Here is a 17,226-nt window from a genome sequence, read left to right on the forward strand (position 1 = left end):
GGGCACCCCAACCCCGCCGAGTGGGCACCTAATTCGGCCGCCAACTCGCGATCCGATCGGTCAGCGACAACATCATGCGGTCGGGCAGAATCGATGCAAAGGTTTGCGGCAGTCCGGCAAAGCGGTTTGCCGGCATCATCATCGGCGTCGCTCGACGGGCCATCCAGGCGACAGTCGCCCACCGTCGACGACGCGCGGCCGTGAAGCCCACACCATCGAATTCCCCTGATGACGTGCAGTGCTGCGCCAGCACGACGGCATCTTCAAGCGACAGACCCGCGCCCTGGCCGAGGTGCGGCCGCATGGCGTGAGCGGCGTCGCCGACCAAGACCGTGCGTCCTTTGACGGGCGAGCGAACCGGAGCCAGCTCGGTGAGGTCATGCACGATCGGCTCGCCGATCGCCGCCAGCATTGCCGGCACCGGCTCGATCCAGCCGTCGAAGTGAGCCAATCCCTTCTCCCGCGCCCGACCACGCGATGCCCCGAACACATAGGTCGTATCGCCGGGTAGCGGCAGGATTCCACACTCCCCGGAAGAGCCCCACACGTTGATGGCCTCGTCGGTAGCACCGTCGACGACCGCCCGCCACGCCCGGATACCGCAGTCGCGCTCGCCGCCCGCTTCCGGCCACCACTGCAGCCGCGTCTGGCTGTGCACACCGTCGGCAGCGACGACGAGGTTGAAGGACTCCTCCCGGCCGTCCGCCGCAACGATCCCCCGTCGGACATCGACCACCGTCGCACGCGTAGCCGGGCGGACGACGCCGTCGTCGAGCCCGTCCACCAGTGCCGCGTTGAGATCACGCCGGTGCAGCGCCAGCATTTCGCCGGGGGCGCTGCATTGCCGCATGAGTTCGCGGCCCGACGACTGGAGAATCCGCACTCGCGGCATGTCATTCGCCAGCGCCCGCACCCCGTCGGCGACACCCAGCACGGTGAGGACGGCGATCCCGTTTGACCAGATCGTGATCCCGGCGCCGACCACGACACTGGGAGTCTCCTCGAATACCACGACATCCCAGCCGCGCCGGGTCAGGGCAACTGCTGCGGCAAGACCACAGATCCCGCCCCCGACGACAGCGGCGCGCGGCCGCGTGAGACTGGGCATGGTCTCCCATTGTGTCATCATCGACGACCATGCGCGGCTAGCATCGGGCCCGTGAGTGCCGCACCGGAATCGCCCCGTATCGCGTTGCGCGTCGGTGTCTATTCGCCCAACGCGCGCACCCGCGAGCACGTCATCACGGCCGTCGGGACCACCCTTCATCCCGACCTGCCCGAACTCGCCCTCACCGAGCTGGCCACCGGGCCCGCCGTACTGGACAAACTCGATCAGAACCAGATCGATGTCCTGATTCTCGACGGCGAGGCGGCTCCGATCGGTGGGCTGGGACTGGCCAAACAGATCCGCGACGAGTACGAGCCGTGCCCACTGTTGCTCGTCCTCATTGCTCGCCAAGCTGATCGGTGGCTGGCCGACTGGTCACGCGCCGACGCGACGGCGACGCTGCCCGTCGACGCAATTGAACTCGGGACGACGATGACCGAATTGATCCGGACACGGACCTAGTCCCCGCCTCCGCCTGCCCACTCGGTACGAACGAGGTGCCCACTCGGCGAGGATGAGGTGCCCACTCGGCGGGATTGTGTGACCGCGGACACGCAACCGGGCCGTCATGAGTAGTGTGAGAGACACATCACACAGCCACTCCCGTCGCGGAGGCGATACCCACATGAACGCCTATCTACCAATCCTCGTACTCGGCGGGATTGCTGCTGCGTTCGCCGTGTTCTCGATCGGGGCAGCGACCTTCGTCGGGCCCCGGCGCGCCAACCGCGCCAAGCTCGAGGCCTACGAGTGCGGAATCGAACCATTGCCGCAAGACCGTGCGGTGCAACGGATTCCGGTGAAGTACTACCTCACCGCGATGTTGTTCATCATCTTCGACATCGAGATCGTCTTCCTATATCCGTGGGCCGTCGCCTTCGACTCCCTCGGCTGGTTCGGGCTGGCCGCGATGGCCCTGTTCGTCGTCAACGTGTCCGTCGCCTACGCCTACGAATGGCGTCGCGGCGGACTGAGGTGGGACTGACCGGATGGGCATCGAGGAACAGGTCCCCAGCGGCTTCCTGCTGAGCACCGTCGAGGGTCTCGCGGGCTACATGCGCAAGGGCTCGTTGTGGCCGGCGACGTTCGGTTTGGCCTGCTGCGCAATTGAGATGATGGCGACGACGTCGGGCCGCTACGACCTGGCCCGCTTCGGCATGGAGGCCTTCCGCGCCTCCCCCCGACAGGCTGATCTCATGATCGTGGCGGGCCGGGTCAGCCAGAAGATGGCACCGGTCCTGCGTCAGATCTACGACCAGATGGCCGAGCCGAAGTGGGTGCTCGCCATGGGCGTCTGCGCCTCGTCGGGCGGCATGTTCAATAACTACGCGATCGTGCAGGGCGTCGACCACGTCGTCCCCGTCGACATCTATCTCCCCGGCTGCCCGCCGCGCCCGGAAATGCTCCTCCACGCGATCCTCAAGCTGCACGAGAAGATCCAGGAGATGCCACTGGGCGCCAACCGGGCCGAGGCGATCGCCGCCGCCGAACAGGCTGCGCTGGCATCCCGGCCAACCATCGAATTCAAGGGGCTGCTGCGATGAGCGACATCCGCAGGCAGCACGACGATCACCCGGAGATAATCGGCACCCGCACCGGCCTCTTCGGCGCCGACGGCGCCGGCGACACCTCCGGCTATGGCCGTCTGGTCCAGCAGGTTGAACTCGGCGGCACCACCGCACCCCCGTTCGGCGGCTACTTCGATGAACTCCTCGACACGCTGCGGTCCGCCCTCGCGCGCCACGACGTCAATCCCGATGCCGCAATCGAGGGCGCCCAGGTCCACGTCGGCGAACTGACCGTATTCGTCGCCCGCGACTGCCTGCCGATCGTCGCCGGTATCGCCCGCGACGAGCCCGACCTGCGCTTCGAGTTGTGCCGCGGGGTGAGCGGCGTGCACTACCCCGACGATCCCGGCCGCGAACTACACGCCGTGTACCCGCTGCAGTCGATCACGCACAACCGCGTCGTCCGGCTGGAGGTCTGCGCTCCCGACGCCGATCCGCACATCCCCAGCATCTGCCGCGTCTACCCGACCAACGACTGGCACGAGCGCGAGACCTACGACTTCTTCGGGATCATCTTCGACGGCCATCACTCGCTGGCGCGCATCGAGATGCCCGACGACTGGGAGGGCCACCCGCAGCGCAAGGACTACCCACTCGGTGGCGTACCGGTCGAATACAAGGGCACCACCGTGGCACCCCCGGATCGGCGGAGGTCCTATCACTGATGAGCGCCACCATCGGAGTCACCGGCCGCGACTGGGACGAGGTCGTCGCCGCGGTCCGCGAACGCGCCGCCGCCGAGCCCGGCGAGGAGCGAATCGTCGTCAACATGGGTCCACAGCACCCCTCCACGCACGGGGTGCTGCGCCTCATCCTGGAGATCGACGGTGAGACGGTCACCGAGGCCCGCTGTGGTGTCGGCTACCTACACACCGGCATCGAGAAGAACCTCGAATACCGCACCTGGACGCAGGGGGTGACCTTTGTGACGCGGATGGACTACCTGGCTCCCTTCCACAACGAGGTTGCGTACTGCCTCGGCGTCGAGCGGCTGCTGGGGATCACCGACGACATCCCGCACCGCGCGACCACCATCCGCGTGCTGCTGATGGAACTCAACCGCATCTCGTCGCACCTGGTGGCCCTGGCGACCGGCGGGCTCGAACTCGGCGCCATGTCGCCGATGTTCCTCGGTTTCGCGGCGCGCGAGACGATCCTCGACGTCTTCGAGGAGGTCACCGGCCTGCGGATGAATCACGCCTACGTGCGCCCCGGCGGGCTCGCACAGGACCTTCCCGACGGTGCACTCGACCTGATCAGCGGTGTCCTCGACGTCCTGCCCGGGCAGATCGGCGAAGTCGAGGCCCTGCTGACCGACAACTACATCTGGAAGGCGCGGACCCAGGGCGTCGGCTACCTCGATCTGACCGGGTGCATGGCCCTGGGCATCACCGGCCCGTGCCTGCGATCCACCGGGCTCCCCCACGACCTTCGCCGCGCGGCCCCGTACTGCGGCTACGAGACCTACGAGTTCGAGGTTCCCGTCGCCGACACCTGCGACGCCTACGGCCGCTACCTGGTCCGGGTCGCCGAAATGCACGAGTCGTTGCGCATCGCGGCCCAGTGCGTGGAGCGCCTCGCCGAGCCCGGACCGGTCACCGTCGAGAACGGAAAGCTGGGGTGGCCGGCCGATCTGCAAGTGGGACCGGACGGGCTGGGCAACTCACCCGAGCACATCGCCAAGATCATGGGTCAGTCGATGGAGTCGCTGATCCACCATTTCAAGCTGGTCACCGAGGGCTTCCGCGTCCCGGCCGGCCAGTGCTACTCCGCGATCGAGTCGCCGCGCGGCGAACTCGGCGTGCACATCGTCTCCGACGGCGGCACCCGCCCCTACCGGGTGCACTTCCGCGATCCGTCGTTCACGAACCTGCAGGCGGTGGCCGCGATGTGCGAGGGCGGCATGGTGGCCGACGTCATCACCGCGGTCGCCAGCATCGACCCGGTCATGGGAGGGGTGGACCGATGACTACCGAACTCGATCCCGCGGTGCCCGGTTCCGGACCGGTGCCCGTCGACCTCGGGCTGCCCGGTCAGGCACCGAACGAGCCACATCCGCAGATCACCTTCGACGGTCCGCCGGATTACCCGGCCGAGGCCACCGCGACCCTGACCGCCGACGCCGCCGAAATCATTGCCCGCTACCCGCAGCCGCGGTCAGCACTGTTGCCCCTGCTCCATCTTGTGCAAGCCCACGACGGTTACGTCACCAAAGCCGGAATCGGTTTCTGTGCAGCACGATTGGGGATGACGCGGGCCCAGGTGGCGGCCGTCGCGACGTTCTATTCGATGTACCGCCTCGAACCGACCGGGGAATACCTCGTCGGCGTTTGTACCAACACCACCTGTGCGGTACTCGGCGGTGACGAGATCCTCGCAGCACTGGGCGAACACCTGGGCATCGAGCCCGGCGAAACGACCGCCGACGGCCGGATCACGCTGGAGCACGTCGAGTGCAACGCGGCCTGCGACTTTGCCCCGGTCGTCATGGTCAACTGGGAATTCTTCGACGATCAGTCCCCGGCGAGCAGCGTCGAACTCGTCGACGATCTACGCGCCGGCGTCGAGGTCTCGCCCAGCCGGGGGATGCCGACGCTGTGCACATTTCGGCAGGTGTCCCGCCTGCTCGCCGGTACCGACACCCCCGAGCCTCCGCCGGCCGACGAGGTCACGCCCTTCACCCTCGCCGAGCGGATCGCCGAATCCCCCAACGTCCCCGTCCTGAGCCGAAACTGGGAGCGTCCCGAATCGTGGTCGCTGGCGAGCTATCGCGCCGACAACGGGTACCACGGCCTGCGTGCGGCGCTGGACCTGCCGCCGGACGAGGTCATCGAGATCGTGAAGAACTCCGGTCTCCGCGGGCGCGGTGGCGCAGGTTTCCCGGTCGGGATGAAATGGTCGTTCATTCCACAGGGTGACGGCCCGGGTAAGCCGCACTATCTCGTGGTGAACGCCGACGAGTCCGAACCGGGCACCTGCAAGGACATGCCCCTCATGCTCGCTTCGCCGCACACGCTGATCGAGGGAATGATCATCGCCAGCTATGCGATCCGCGCGAACCTCGCCTTCATCTACGTGCGCGGCGAAGTCGCGTCAGTGATCGCCCGCCTGCGCGACGCCGTCGCCCAGGCCTACGAAGCAGGCCTGCTCGGGCGCAACATCCTCGGCTCCAGTTTTGATCTCGACCTCGTGGTGCATGCCGGCGCGGGCGCCTACATCTGCGGCGAGGAGACCGCGCTCCTCGACTCGCTCGAGGGCCGTCGCGGTCAGCCGCGTCTGCGGCCGCCGTTCCCGGCGGTCGCCGGGCTGTATGCCAGCCCCACCGTGGTCAACAATGTCGAGTCCATCGCGAGTGTGCCGGCGATCCTGCGCAACAGCGCCGACTGGTTTCGGCAGATGGGCACCGAGAAGTCGCCCGGCTTCACCCTCTACTCACTGTCGGGGCACGTCGCCAATCCCGGTCAGTACGAGGCGCCGTTGGGCATCACCCTGCGCGAACTGCTCGATCTGGCCGGCGGAATGCGCGCCGGCCACCGGCTGAAGTTCTGGACGCCCGGCGGATCGTCGACGCCGCTGTTCGCCGCCGATCACCTCGATGTGCCACTCGACTACGAAGGCGTCGCCGAGGCCGGTTCGATGCTGGGCACCAAGGCTCTGCAACTCTTCGATGAAACGACCTGCGTCGTGCGCGCCGTACTGCGCTGGAGCGAGTTCTACAAGCACGAGTCCTGCGGCAAGTGCACCCCCTGCCGCGAGGGCACCTATTGGCTGGTCCAGCTGATGGAACGCCTCGAGGCCGGCCAGGGACGGCCCGGTGATCTCGACAAACTGCTCGATGTCGCCGACAGCATCGTCGGGAAGGCGTTCTGCGCACTGGGCGACGCCGCCGGGGCGCCAATCACCTCCTCGCTCAGCCTGTTCCGCGACGAATACCTCGAACACGCACGGTTGGGGCACTGCCCGTTCGACCCGGCGGCGTCGGTGACATATGGGCGATCCCCCGAAGGGAGGACGGGCCGGTGACGACGGTGGAGACCGGGCTGATCACCCTCACGATCGACGGACGCCCGATCACCGTGCCCAAGGGCACCCTGGTGATCCGTGCCGCGGAGATGGCGGGCATCGAGATCCCGCGCTTTTGCGACCATCCCCTCCTCGACCCGGTCGGCGCCTGCCGGCAATGCCTCGTCGACGTGGCGGGGCAGCGCAAACCGATGGCATCGTGCACCACTGTCGTCGCCGCCGACATGGTCGTGCGCACGCAGGCCACCTCGGCCGCCGCGGCACGCGCCCAGCACGGGGTGATGGAGCTGTTGCTCATCAACCATCCGCTGGACTGCCCGACCTGCGACAAGGGCGGCGAATGCCCCCTGCAGAACCAGGCGATGACCTCGGCCAGCCCCGATACGCGGTTCGAGGGCGCCAAGCGGCGCTTCACCAAGCCGGTACACCTGTCGGCCGAGGTGCTACTCAACCGCGAGCGCTGCGTGATGTGCGCCCGCTGCAGCCGATTCGCGAGCGAAATTGCCGGCGACCAGTTGATCGATCTCGCCGACCGGGGCGCGCTGCAACAGGTCAGCATCTACGAGGACGATCCATTCGACTCCTACTTCTCCGGCAATACCGTGCAGATCTGTCCGGTTGGCGCACTCACCAACACCACCTACCGCTTCCGTGCCCGCCCCTTCGACCTCGCATCCACACCGAGCGTGTGCGAGCACTGCGCGAGTGGCTGCGCCCAACGGACCGATGAGCGTCGCGGAAAGGTGCTGCGGCGCCTCGCCGGCGACGACCCGCAGGTCAACGAGGAGTGGAACTGCGACAAGGGCCGATGGGCCTTTGCGTATGCGACGCTGCCGGACCGGCTGACGACGCCGCTGGTGCGCGACCCCGACGGGCAGTTGCGTCCGGCGTCGTGGCCGCACGCGCTGGCAACGGCCGCGGCGGGTCTGGCCGGCACCCGCGCCGCCGTGCTGGTGGGCGGTCGCGCGACCGTCGAGGACGCCTACGCGTACAGCAAATTCGCCCGCACAGTGTTGGGTACCAACGACATCGACTTCCGGGCCCGGGGGTGCAGCGACGAGGAGACCGCATTCCTCGCCCATCAGGTCGCGGGGGCGGGGATGGCGGTCACCTACGCTGATCTCGTCGCGGCGCCCGTAGTAGTCCTGGCCGGACTCGAGCCCGAAGAAGAGTCGCCGATGATCTTCGTGCGCCTGCGCCGGGCGATCCGGTCGGGCACGGCGGTACATTCGGTCGCACCCTGGACCTCGCGCGGGCTGGCCAAGCTGGACGGCACCCGTATCGATTGCCTGCCCGGCGGCGAGGCGGTCGTCCTCGCTGACCCGGCCACCCAGGATCTGCTCGCCACGCCGGGGGCCATCCTGCTCCTCGGCGAGCGGCTCGCCCTGAGCCCCGGGGCGCTGACCGTCGCGGCCACCGTTGCCGAACACACGGGCGCCCGCCTCGCCTGGGTGCCGCGCCGGGCCGGTGAGCGCGGGGCCGCCGACGTCGGCGCGCTGCCGAACCTGTTGCCCGGCGGCCGGCCGGTCGCTGATGCCGAGGCCCGAGCCGAGATCGCCGCCGTGTGGGAGGTGGCGGACCTGCCCGACCACCTCGGTCGCGCGACGCCGTCGATTCTGGACGCTCTCGCCGGGCAACGACTCGACACGCTGGTTGTCGGCGGCGTCGAAATCGAAGACCTGCCCGACGTTGAGACGGCCCGCGCCGCCCTGGGCGCCGCCGCGTTCGTCATCAGTCTGGAACAGCGGCGAAGTATCGTCACCGAGCACGCCGACGTGGTGTTCCCGGTGGCCGCGGCGGCCGAGAAGCCGGGCACCTACGTCGACTGGGAGGGACGGCCGCGCCCGTTCACCCCATCGGTCGACGGCGGTGGGCGCCTGCCGGACCACCGGGTGCTCACCGCACTCGCCGCCGAGTCCGGCATCGCCCTGGGCTGCGACAGTGTCGACGCGGTCCACACCGAACTGCAGCGCATGGGCGCCTGGGCGGGCCGACGGGCGGATCTGCCGGCCGCTCCGAGCCCGGCGCCGGTGGTCCCCGCCACCGGTCATGCGCTCCTGTCCAGCTGGCGCCTGCTGCTGGACTGCGGGCGGCTGCAGGACGGCGAGCCGAACCTTGCGGCCACGGCGCATGCCCCGGTCGCCCGACTGTCGGCGGCCACCGCGGCGCAGGTGGGCGCCGCCGACGGCCAGTCACTGACCGTCACCGGCCGCACCGGCTCGGTGACGCTGCCGCTCACCATCACCGACATGCCCGACGGCACAGTGTGGCTGCCCATGAACTCGCCCGGCTCGCGCATCTACCCCCAGCTGGGCGCCCGCCCCGGCGACGTCGTCGCCCTCTCCGGTGAGGAGGTGCCCCAGTGATCGATTTCCCGACCCTGAACTCCTTCGGTCACGACCCGTGGTGGCTGGTGATCGCGAAGGCGATCGCCGTCTTCGCCTTTCTGGTTCTGACCGTGCTCGCGGCAATCCTGGCCGAGCGCAAGATCATGGCTCGCATGCAGCGGCGGTACGGCCCCAACCGGGTCGGCTGGCACGGGGCGCTGCAAAGCCTCGCCGACGGGGTGAAGCTCGCCCTCAAGGAGGGGCTGACCCCGGCCGGCGTCGACAAACCCATCTATCTGCTCGCCCCGATGATCGCGGTCATCCCCGCGTTCACCGCCTTCGCGGTCATTCCGTTCGGCCCGTCGGTGTCAGTTCTCGGGCACCACACGCCGTTGCAGTTGACCGACCTGCCGGTCGCCGTGCTGTACATCCTCGCCATCACCTCCATCGGCGTATACGGGATTGTGCTGGCCGGCTGGTCGTCGGGAAGCACCTATCCGCTGTTGGGCGGGCTGCGCTCCACCGCCCAGGTGATCTCCTACGAGATCGCCATGGGCCTGTGCTTCGCCGCCGTCTTCCTCCTCTCGTCGACCATGTCGACGTCGGAGATCATCGGCAGCCAGCACCACCACTGGTACATCCTGCTGCTGCTGCCGTCGTTCATCATCTACGCGATTTCGATGGTCGGCGAGACGAATCGGGCACCGTTCGACCTGCCCGAGGCGGAGGGCGAGCTGGTCGGCGGTTTCCACACCGAGTATTCCTCGCTGAAGTTCGCGATGTTCATGCTCGCCGAGTACGTCAACATGACGACGGTCGCCGCCCTGGCGACCACGCTCTTCCTCGGCGGGTGGATGGCCCCGTGGCCGCTGAGCCTCATCCCGGGGGCGAACTCGGGTTGGCTGCCCGTGCTGTGGTTCGTCGCCAAGGTGTGGGTATTCCTATTCGTCTTCATCTGGCTGCGCACGACGCTGCCCCGCCTGCGTTACGACCAGTTCATGGGACTGGGCTGGCGGGTGCTCATCCCGGCGTCGTTGTCGTGGGTGATGATTGTCGCGCTGATCCGCGCGGCGACCCTGAACGCCGGCGATACCGCGCGGACCCTGATCCTCGTTGGTGCCGGCGTCCTCGCCGCCATCGCTCTGGTGGGCGGGATCACTCGGGCGATGCGCGCACCCCGGGACGCCGTCGCACCCGCGCGGCCCACCGGCCCGGTCCTCGACGGCGCGTACCCCGTGCCGCCGCTCCCGCCCGGCGCGTCGGCCGGTGGACCGGCGGGCACTCCCGCCACGGAGGTGACCCATGCCTGACTTCGGCAAACCGATCGCCGGCTTCGGCGTCATGTTCCGCGGTATGTTCCGCGAGCCCATCACCGAGCAGTACCCCGAGGAGCAGCCCCCGATAGCGGCCCGCTTCCACGGCCGCCACCAACTCAACCGCTACGACGATGGCCTGGAGAAATGCATCGGCTGCGAGTTGTGCGCGTGGGCGTGCCCCGCGGACGCCATCTTCGTCGAGGGCGCCCAGAACAACGACGAGGAGCGCTATTCCCCGGCCGAGCGGTATGGGCGCGTCTACCAGATCAACTACCTGCGTTGCATCGGCTGCGGCCTGTGTATCGAGGCGTGCCCCACTCGGGCGCTGACGATGACCGCCGAGTTCGAGATGGCCGACGACAACCGCGCCGACCTCATCTACGAAAAGGACCGGCTCCTGGCTCCCCCGGCGCCCGGCGCCGAGCCGACACCGCAGCGCAAACCGGCGCGCGCGGTCGACTACTACTTGGGCCGGGCCGGCCGGGCCGGGGAACCCCGCCAAGCAGCCGATACCGATACCCAGGATTCCGCGGAGAAACCCCGATGACCGGGGCGTTGAGTGCGACGGGCATCAGTCTCGCCGCTGAGCTGACCCATACCTCTACCGGCGAATCAGTCCAGTTCTGGGTGCTGGCCGTCGTGGTGATCCTCGGCGCACTCGGTGTCGTCTGCTCACCGAAAGCGGTGTACTCGGCGATGTTCCTCGCGATGACGATGCTGATCCTGGCGGTGTTCTATATCGCGCAGGGTGCGTTGTTCCTGGGTGTCGTGCAGATCGTCGTCTACACCGGCGCAGTGATGATGCTGTTCCTGTTCGTCATCATGCTGATCGGCGTCGACTCGGCCGATTCACTGGTGGAAACAATCCGCGGGCAACGGTTGGTCGCCGTCGGGCTGGGCCTGGGGTTCGGTGTGCTGCTGATTGCGGGAATCGCCCAGGCGGCCCTGGCGACCTTCGTCGGGTTCGGTTCCGAGACCGGCGGCAACGAGGCCATCGTCGAACTCGCCCAGTTGATCTTCGGCCGGTACCTGTGGGCCTTCGAGTTGACCGGCGCCCTGTTGATCACCGCGACCCTCGGCGCCATGGTGCTGGCCCATCGTCCGCGCATCGCCGCGCGGCCCACCCAGCGGGAGCTGTCCATCGCCCGCTTCCGCGCCGATTCTCCGGTGCCGCCGACCCCACTGCCCGCCTCCGGCGTATTCGCCCGTCACAACGCCGTGGACGTCCCCGCCCGCCTTCCCGACGGCTCGCCGTCCCATCTGTCGGTGAACCGGACCCTCGGCGGCGGCGCAGCGATCGAGGAGGATCACGCGATCGAAAAGGAGGACCGGTGAACCCGGCGAACTACCTCTACGTCGCGGCGCTGATGTTCACCATCGGCGCTGCGGGAGTTTTGTTGCGACGCAACGCTATCGTCGTCTTCATGTGCGTGGAGCTCATGCTCAACGCCGCAAATCTCTCGTTCGTCACCTTTGCCCGCATGCACGGCACGCTCGACGGTCAGACCATCGCCTTCTTCACCATGGTCGTTGCCGCGGCCGAAGTGGTCGTCGGCCTTGCGATCATCATGACCATCTACCGGACCAGGCGCTCGGCCTCGGTCGACGACGCGAATCTGCTGGCCCGGTGATCGGCCGATGAGCAACACGTCTGTCCAACTGCTGAGCCTGATTCCCGGGCTACCCGCACTCGGCGCCGGCCTCACACTGATCGCCGGCCGTCGCGCCGATCGCTGGGGCCACGTGCTCTCGACGACTCTCGTCGCCGGTTCCTTCCTCCTCACCGCGACGCTGTGGTGGCGAATGCTGCGGCGGGACGAGGTGGACCGGCCGATCACCGCGACCCTGTACTCGTGGATCCCCGTCGACCGATTGCAGGTCGATGCGGCGCTGCGCCTGGACCAATTGTCGATCTGCTTCGCACTGCTAATCACCGGCGTCGGGCTATTGATCCACATTTATTCGATCGGCTACATGGCGCACGACCCCGATCGGCGCCGCTTCTTCTCCTACCTCAACCTGTTCGTCGCCGCGATGCTCGTCTTGGTCCTCGCCGACAACTATGTGCTGATGTACGCCGGCTGGGAGGGCGTCGGCCTCGCGTCGTACCTGCTCATCGGCTTCTGGCAGTACAAGCGCTCCGCGGCCACCGCGGCAAAAAAGGCGTTCGTGGTCAACCGGGTCGGCGACATCGGCTTCGTCGTGGCGCTCATGATCATCTTCACCAACTTCGGCTCCTTCCGCGTCTCCGACGTACTGGCCGCCACCGCGACCGCCCACGAATCGACCCTCACCGCCCTCGGCCTGATGCTCCTGCTGGCCGCGTGCGCCAAGTCGGCGCAGGTTCCACTGCAATCCTGGCTGGGCGACGCAATGGAGGGCCCGACGCCGGTGTCGGCACTCATCCACGCCGCCACGATGGTCACCGCCGGCGTCTACCTGATCGTGCGGTCGGGACCGGTCTTCGACCATGCCCCCACCGCGCAGACCATCGTCGTCATCGTCGGTGCGGTGACACTGGTGTTCGGCGCGATCATCGGCTGTGCCAAAGACGACATCAAGAAGGCCCTGGCCGCGTCGACGATGAGCCAGATCGGCTACATGGTGGTGGCGGCCGGACTCGGGCCGGCCGGCTATGTGCTCGCGATCGCGCATCTGTTGGCGCACGGGTTCTTCAAGGCCGGCCTGTTCCTCGGTTCCGGTGCGGTGATGCACGCGATGGACGACGAGACCGATATGCGCCGCTACGGCGGGCTCCGCACGGCCATGCCCATCACCTTCGCCACCTTCGGGCTGGCCTACCTCGCCATTATCGGGATTCCACCGCTGGCCGGCTTCTTCACCAAGGACCACATCATTGAGGCGGCGTTCGCGGCCGGCCCGGTGCGCGGCCCCGTCCTGGGCATCGCCATGGTGCTCGGGGCCGGGCTGACCGCTTTCTACATGACCAGGGTGATGGTGATGACGTTCTTCGGTGAGCCGCGCTGGCGAGCGGGCCAGTCGGGCGAGTTGCCGCACCCCCATGAGGCGCCGCCGTCGATGACCGGCCCGATGATTGTGCTCGCCTTCGGTTCGGTCGGGGCCGGAGCGCTGTTCGTCGCCGGGGGCCGCCTGTCGCACTGGTTGTCCCCGATCACCGGCAGTGCCCACCACGAATTGCCGGTGCCGGCCTGGTTGATCAGCGTTGGCGTGCTGGCCGTCGTCGCGGTGGGCGCCGCGGTCGCCTGGCGCAGGTATCGCGAATCGGTGCCGCACACCGCACCGGCCGGCTCGCCCTTCACCCGCGCCGCACGCGCCGACCTCTACGGCGACCGGTTCAACGAAGCCGTCCTCATGGTCCCCGGTCAGCAGCTGACCGCGGCCCTGCGGGTCGTCGAGGACCGCGGGTTCGCCGGTGCCGAAACGGGGGTCGCCCGCAGCGTCAACGGCGGCTCGCAACTGTTGCGGCGCACCCAGAACGGCTACGTCCGGTCGTATGCGCTGTCGATCCTGTCCGGCGCGGTGATCATCGCCGCGGTGATTCTGGCGGTGAACCTATGACGTCGCTCCCGTGGTTGACGGTCCTGTGGCTGGTGCCGGCGGTCGGCGCGATCGCCGTCGCGCTTCTCCCGGCCGGACCCGGACAGGTCGGCGCGGTAGCCGAGTCGGCGGGGCAGGATCGTCGGCAGGGACGCTCGCTCCAGGCCGGGGTGGCCGTTTCACTGGTCACGCTCGGCTGGTCGATCGCGATGGCCGTCGCCTTCCCCGGCAGTCCCGGCACCCGGTTCGGCCTCACCGAGTCCCACCGGTGGATTCCGGCGATCGGTGCGCGCTACGAACTCGGTCTAGACGGTGTGGGCCTGGTGCTGGTTCTGCTCACCACGGCCCTGGTCCCCCTGTTGCTGCTCGGTGCGTGGCACGCCATCGATGCCAGCCAGGGCGACCCACGGATCTACGTCGCCCTCACGCTCGCGGTGCAGGCGATGGTGCTGCTCAGTTTCGTCGCCACCGACATCCTGCTGTTCTACCTCGTGTTCGAGGCGATGCTCATCCCCATGTACTTCCTCGTCGGCGGCTGGGGTCAGCTTGATCGCGCGCTCCGTGCCCGCGCGGCATTGAAGTTCTTGCTGTACAACCTTCTTGGCGGGTTGATCATGCTGGCCGGTGTGATCGGCCTGTTCGCCTTGACCGCACGGGCCCGACTCGGGGAGGACGGCCGCGGAAGTTTCGGGCTCAGCGAAATCACCGCGGCGATCGCCGACGGCAAGGTCGACGTCGGCGGTCCGGCCGGCCTCGCTATCTGCGGAGCTTTTCTCTTCGCATTCGCGGTCAAGGCGCCGGTGTGGCCGCTGCATGCCTGGCTCCCCGACGCCGCCGTGGCCGGCACCCCGTCGACGGGCGTGCTGATGATGGCCGTCATGGACAAAGTCGGCACGTTCGCGATGTTGCGTTTCGTCGTCGAGCTGTTCGGTGACACCGCGAAGGAGTTCGCACCGTGGATCACGGTGCTAGCCGTGGTCAGCATTGTCTACGGGTTGCTTCTCGCGATCGCGCAGACCGACCTGATGCGGCTCATCGCATACACGTCGATTTCGCATTTCGGTTTCATCGTTCTCGGCGTCTTCGCGCTCTCCCCGCAGTCACAGGCGGGCGCGGCCCTGTACATGCTCAACCACGGGATCTCGACCGCTGCCCTGTTCTTGGTGGCCGGGTTCCTGACGAGTAAGCACGGCACCAGGAGTATCGCCGACTTCGGTGGCGTGCAGAAGGTGGCCCCGGTGCTGTCGGGGGTATTCCTCATCGCCGGTCTCGCGACGCTATCGCTCCCGGGGCTGGCGCCGTTCGTCTCCGAGTTCTTGGTCATGATCGGCAGCTTCGGGCGCTACCCCGTGGTCGCGGTCGTGGCGACCATCGCGCTCGTCGGCTCCGCCGTATACATCCTGTGGACCTACCAGCGCATGATGGGCGGGCCGGCCGGACCCGGGGTGGACCGGATCGGCGACCTCGACCGTCGACAGCGGGTCGTCTTGTTCCCCCTGATCGCGGCCCTGGTGGTCCTCGGCTTCTGGCCGCGACCCGCCCTGGATGCGATCACCCCCGCCATCGACCACACGCTCCGATCGGTGTCGGTGGCCCCACCGCCGGCGGCACCGGGGCACGCCGGTCCCACCCTCGTCGAACCGCCGCAGGGAGGACACCGGTGAGCACCGACTTTTACGCCGCGACGATGGTCGCACCCAGCATCGACTACCGGGCCTTGTCGCCCATGCTCGTCGTCTTCGGCACTGCGGTACTCGCCGTCCTCGTCGACGCATTTCTTCCCCGGCACTGGCGTTCGCGTACCCAACTGGTCCTGTCCGTGGCCGGGCTGACCGCGGCGCTCGGCTGCGTCATCGCGCTGGCCGTCGGCGGCACGAAACGGACGACGATGAGTGGTGCGGTGGTCCTCGACGGTCCGGCACTGTTCGCCCAGGGCGCGATCGTGGCCGTCGCGATCCTCACCGTGCTGGTGTGCAGCGAGCGGCGGCTCGACACCGTTTGGGCGCCGGTCGCCGTGTCGTCGGCCGTCCCGGCCGCCGGCGGCTCCGACGCCGACCTAGTCGCCGATCCGTTCACCCCGGCCGCCGCGACCGTGCCCGGATCGGAGGGCGAACTGGCCGCTGGGCGCGCCGGTTCACTCACGACCGAGGTGTTCGCGCTGACGCTGTTCGCGACCGGCGGCATGATGCTGTTCGGCGCCGCCGGCGACCTCTTGACAATGTTCATCGCCCTGGAGGTCTTCTCGCTGCCGCTTTACGTCCTGTGCGCGCTGGCTCGCCGCCGGCGGCTGCTCTCGCAGGAGGCGGCCCTGAAGTACTTTCTGCTCGGGGCGTTCGCCTCGGCCTTCTTCCTCTTCGGCGCGTCCTTCGTCTACGGCGCCACCGGTACGCTGTCGCTGTCGGCCGCCGGCACGACGATCGCCGGTTCTGCCGATGTCACCCTCGCACTCATCGGACTGGCGCTGCTGGCCGTCGGACTGCTGTTCAAGGTCGGCGCCGTGCCGTTCGGTTCGTGGGTGCCCGACGTCTATCAAGGTGCGCCGACACCGATCACCGCGTTCATGGCCTCGGCCACGAAGATTGCGGCCTTCGTCGCGCTCGCGCGCGTCTTCACCGTGATGTTCGGGTCGCTGGCCGACCAGTGGCGACCCGCGCTGTGGGTGGTGGCGATCGCCACCATGATCGTCGCGACGATCATGGCGGTGACCCAGGACGACATCAAGCGCATGTTCGCGTACTCGTCGATGGTGCACGCGGGCTTCATCCTGGTCGGGGTGATCGCGCTCAGCGCCGCCGGATTGTCCGCCGTGCTGTTCTACCTGGCGACCTATGCCTTCTCGGCATTCGGCGGCTTCGCGCTGCTGTCGGTGGTGCGGGACGCCGCCGGTCGTGAGGCAACCGACTTCGCCTCGTGGGCCGGGATCGGCCGGCGCCGACCGCTCGTCGGGGCATTGTTCGCCCTCTTCCTGCTTGCCTTCGCCGGCATCCCGTTGACAACGGGATTCGTTGCCAAGTTCGTGGTATTCGCCGCGGCCGGCGCATCCGGGGCATGGGCGCTGGTCATCGTCGGCGTGCTCGCGAGTGCCGTCGCCGCCTACTTTTATCTGCGCGTGATCGTCGCGATGTTCTTCACCGACGCCGCGCCGGGGGACACGGCCGCGGGTCAACCCGGGCAGTCCGTCGACGTGCGCCAACCAAGCCTGGCGACGACGCTGCCGATCGCCGTGTGTGCTGTGATCACGCTGGGTTTCGGCATTGCACCGCAGTGGTTGTTGAACCTGACCGATGCCGCGGTGCCGTTCCTCCGCTAGTTCACCGTCCTGTTGACCGTGCCCAGGATTCCGTCGACCGTGGCCCTTGGTCGCA

15 protein-coding genes are annotated in these 17,226 nt (G+C 68.2%); 14 read left to right on the top strand and 1 reads right to left on the bottom strand.

Annotation, left to right across the window (positions count from 1 at the left end; translation table 11 throughout):
• Positions 1–28 precede the first annotated feature (28 nt).
• The gene (locus B4M62_RS14060; protein WP_290714149.1) at positions 29–1,108 is read right to left on the bottom strand and encodes an FAD-dependent monooxygenase; all 1,080 of its coding nucleotides are present in this window, start codon (positions 1,106–1,108) and stop codon (positions 29–31) included.
• A 42-nt stretch (positions 1,109–1,150) separates the two neighbouring features.
• On the opposite strand from B4M62_RS14060, the gene B4M62_RS14065 reads away from it, so the two are divergent.
• From B4M62_RS14065 to nuoN, 14 genes are all read left to right on the top strand, one after another.
• Positions 1,151–1,570 (top strand): hypothetical protein, encoded by a 420-nt coding sequence (locus tag B4M62_RS14065; RefSeq protein ID WP_414651855.1) that lies wholly within the window; start codon positions 1,151–1,153, stop codon positions 1,568–1,570.
• A 163-nt stretch (positions 1,571–1,733) separates the two neighbouring features.
• Positions 1,734–2,093, top strand: a complete 360-nt coding sequence (locus B4M62_RS14070; protein WP_290714153.1) for an NADH-quinone oxidoreductase subunit A — start codon at positions 1,734–1,736, stop codon at positions 2,091–2,093.
• Between the two features lie 4 nt (positions 2,094–2,097).
• A complete protein-coding gene (locus tag B4M62_RS14075) occupies positions 2,098–2,652 on the top strand; it encodes a NuoB/complex I 20 kDa subunit family protein (protein ID WP_290714155.1) in 555 nt (184 codons plus the stop codon).
• Positions 2,649–3,341, top strand: a complete 693-nt coding sequence (locus B4M62_RS14080; protein ID WP_290714157.1) for an NADH-quinone oxidoreductase subunit C — start codon at positions 2,649–2,651, stop codon at positions 3,339–3,341. The genes B4M62_RS14075 and B4M62_RS14080 overlap by 4 nt, the downstream gene beginning before the upstream one ends.
• On the top strand, positions 3,341–4,645 hold the full coding sequence (locus B4M62_RS14085; RefSeq protein ID WP_290714159.1) for an NADH-quinone oxidoreductase subunit D: 1,305 nt from the start codon (positions 3,341–3,343) through the stop codon (positions 4,643–4,645). The genes B4M62_RS14080 and B4M62_RS14085 overlap by 1 nt, the downstream gene beginning before the upstream one ends.
• Positions 4,642–6,699, top strand: a complete 2,058-nt coding sequence (gene nuoF / locus B4M62_RS14090; protein WP_290714161.1) for an NADH-quinone oxidoreductase subunit NuoF — start codon at positions 4,642–4,644, stop codon at positions 6,697–6,699. The genes B4M62_RS14085 and nuoF overlap by 4 nt, the downstream gene beginning before the upstream one ends.
• Positions 6,696–9,065 (top strand): NADH-quinone oxidoreductase subunit G, encoded by a 2,370-nt coding sequence (locus B4M62_RS14095; protein WP_290714163.1) that lies wholly within the window; start codon positions 6,696–6,698, stop codon positions 9,063–9,065. Before nuoF ends, B4M62_RS14095 begins: the two co-directional genes overlap by 4 nt.
• Positions 9,062–10,336, top strand: a complete 1,275-nt coding sequence (gene nuoH, locus B4M62_RS14100; RefSeq protein WP_290714165.1) for an NADH-quinone oxidoreductase subunit NuoH — start codon at positions 9,062–9,064, stop codon at positions 10,334–10,336. The genes B4M62_RS14095 and nuoH overlap by 4 nt, the downstream gene beginning before the upstream one ends.
• Entirely contained in the window at positions 10,329–10,889 is a 561-nt protein-coding gene (nuoI, locus tag B4M62_RS14105; protein WP_290714167.1) for an NADH-quinone oxidoreductase subunit NuoI, read from the top strand. The genes nuoH and nuoI overlap by 8 nt, the downstream gene beginning before the upstream one ends.
• Entirely contained in the window at positions 10,886–11,677 is a 792-nt protein-coding gene (locus tag B4M62_RS14110) for an NADH-quinone oxidoreductase subunit J (protein WP_290714169.1), read from the top strand. Before nuoI ends, B4M62_RS14110 begins: the two co-directional genes overlap by 4 nt.
• Positions 11,674–11,973, top strand: coding sequence for an NADH-quinone oxidoreductase subunit NuoK (gene nuoK, locus B4M62_RS14115; RefSeq protein ID WP_290714171.1), 300 nt, complete (start codon positions 11,674–11,676; stop codon positions 11,971–11,973). Before B4M62_RS14110 ends, nuoK begins: the two co-directional genes overlap by 4 nt.
• 7 nt (positions 11,974–11,980) lie before the next feature.
• Entirely contained in the window at positions 11,981–13,882 is a 1,902-nt protein-coding gene (nuoL, locus tag B4M62_RS14120; protein ID WP_290714173.1) for an NADH-quinone oxidoreductase subunit L, read from the top strand.
• A complete protein-coding gene (locus B4M62_RS14125) occupies positions 13,879–15,525 on the top strand; it encodes an NADH-quinone oxidoreductase subunit M (RefSeq protein ID WP_290714175.1) in 1,647 nt (548 codons plus the stop codon). The genes nuoL and B4M62_RS14125 overlap by 4 nt, the downstream gene beginning before the upstream one ends.
• Before the next feature lie 23 nt (positions 15,526–15,548).
• Complete coding sequence (gene nuoN, locus B4M62_RS14130; RefSeq protein ID WP_290714230.1) at positions 15,549–17,171, top strand: NADH-quinone oxidoreductase subunit NuoN; 1,623 nt, start codon at positions 15,549–15,551, stop codon at positions 17,169–17,171.
• Positions 17,172–17,226 lie beyond the last annotated feature (55 nt).

It is taken from the genome of Gordonia sp. UBA5067 (genome assembly GCF_002414845.1).
Lineage (GTDB): Bacteria > Actinomycetota > Actinomycetes > Mycobacteriales > Mycobacteriaceae > Gordonia > Gordonia defluvii.

What these genes read in the sequence shown, in the direction of transcription:
- B4M62_RS14060 (WP_290714149.1), bottom strand. Translation starts at nt 1,108, where the DNA reads ATGCCCAGTCTCACGCGGCCGCGCGCCGCTGTCGTCGGGGGCGGGATC.
- B4M62_RS14070 (WP_290714153.1), top strand. Translation starts at nt 1,734, where the DNA reads ATGAACGCCTATCTACCAATCCTCGTACTCGGCGGGATTGCTGCTGCG.
- B4M62_RS14075 (WP_290714155.1), top strand. Translation starts at nt 2,098, where the DNA reads ATGGGCATCGAGGAACAGGTCCCCAGCGGCTTCCTGCTGAGCACCGTC.
- B4M62_RS14080 (WP_290714157.1), top strand. Translation starts at nt 2,649, where the DNA reads ATGAGCGACATCCGCAGGCAGCACGACGATCACCCGGAGATAATCGGC.
- B4M62_RS14085 (WP_290714159.1), top strand. Translation starts at nt 3,341, where the DNA reads ATGAGCGCCACCATCGGAGTCACCGGCCGCGACTGGGACGAGGTCGTC.
- nuoF (WP_290714161.1), top strand. Translation starts at nt 4,642, where the DNA reads ATGACTACCGAACTCGATCCCGCGGTGCCCGGTTCCGGACCGGTGCCC.
- nuoI (WP_290714167.1), top strand. Translation starts at nt 10,329, where the DNA reads ATGCCTGACTTCGGCAAACCGATCGCCGGCTTCGGCGTCATGTTCCGC.
- B4M62_RS14110 (WP_290714169.1), top strand. Translation starts at nt 10,886, where the DNA reads ATGACCGGGGCGTTGAGTGCGACGGGCATCAGTCTCGCCGCTGAGCTG.
- nuoL (WP_290714173.1), top strand. Translation starts at nt 11,981, where the DNA reads ATGAGCAACACGTCTGTCCAACTGCTGAGCCTGATTCCCGGGCTACCC.
- B4M62_RS14125 (WP_290714175.1), top strand. Translation starts at nt 13,879, where the DNA reads ATGACGTCGCTCCCGTGGTTGACGGTCCTGTGGCTGGTGCCGGCGGTC.
- nuoN (WP_290714230.1), top strand. Translation starts at nt 15,549, where the DNA reads ATGGTCGCACCCAGCATCGACTACCGGGCCTTGTCGCCCATGCTCGTC.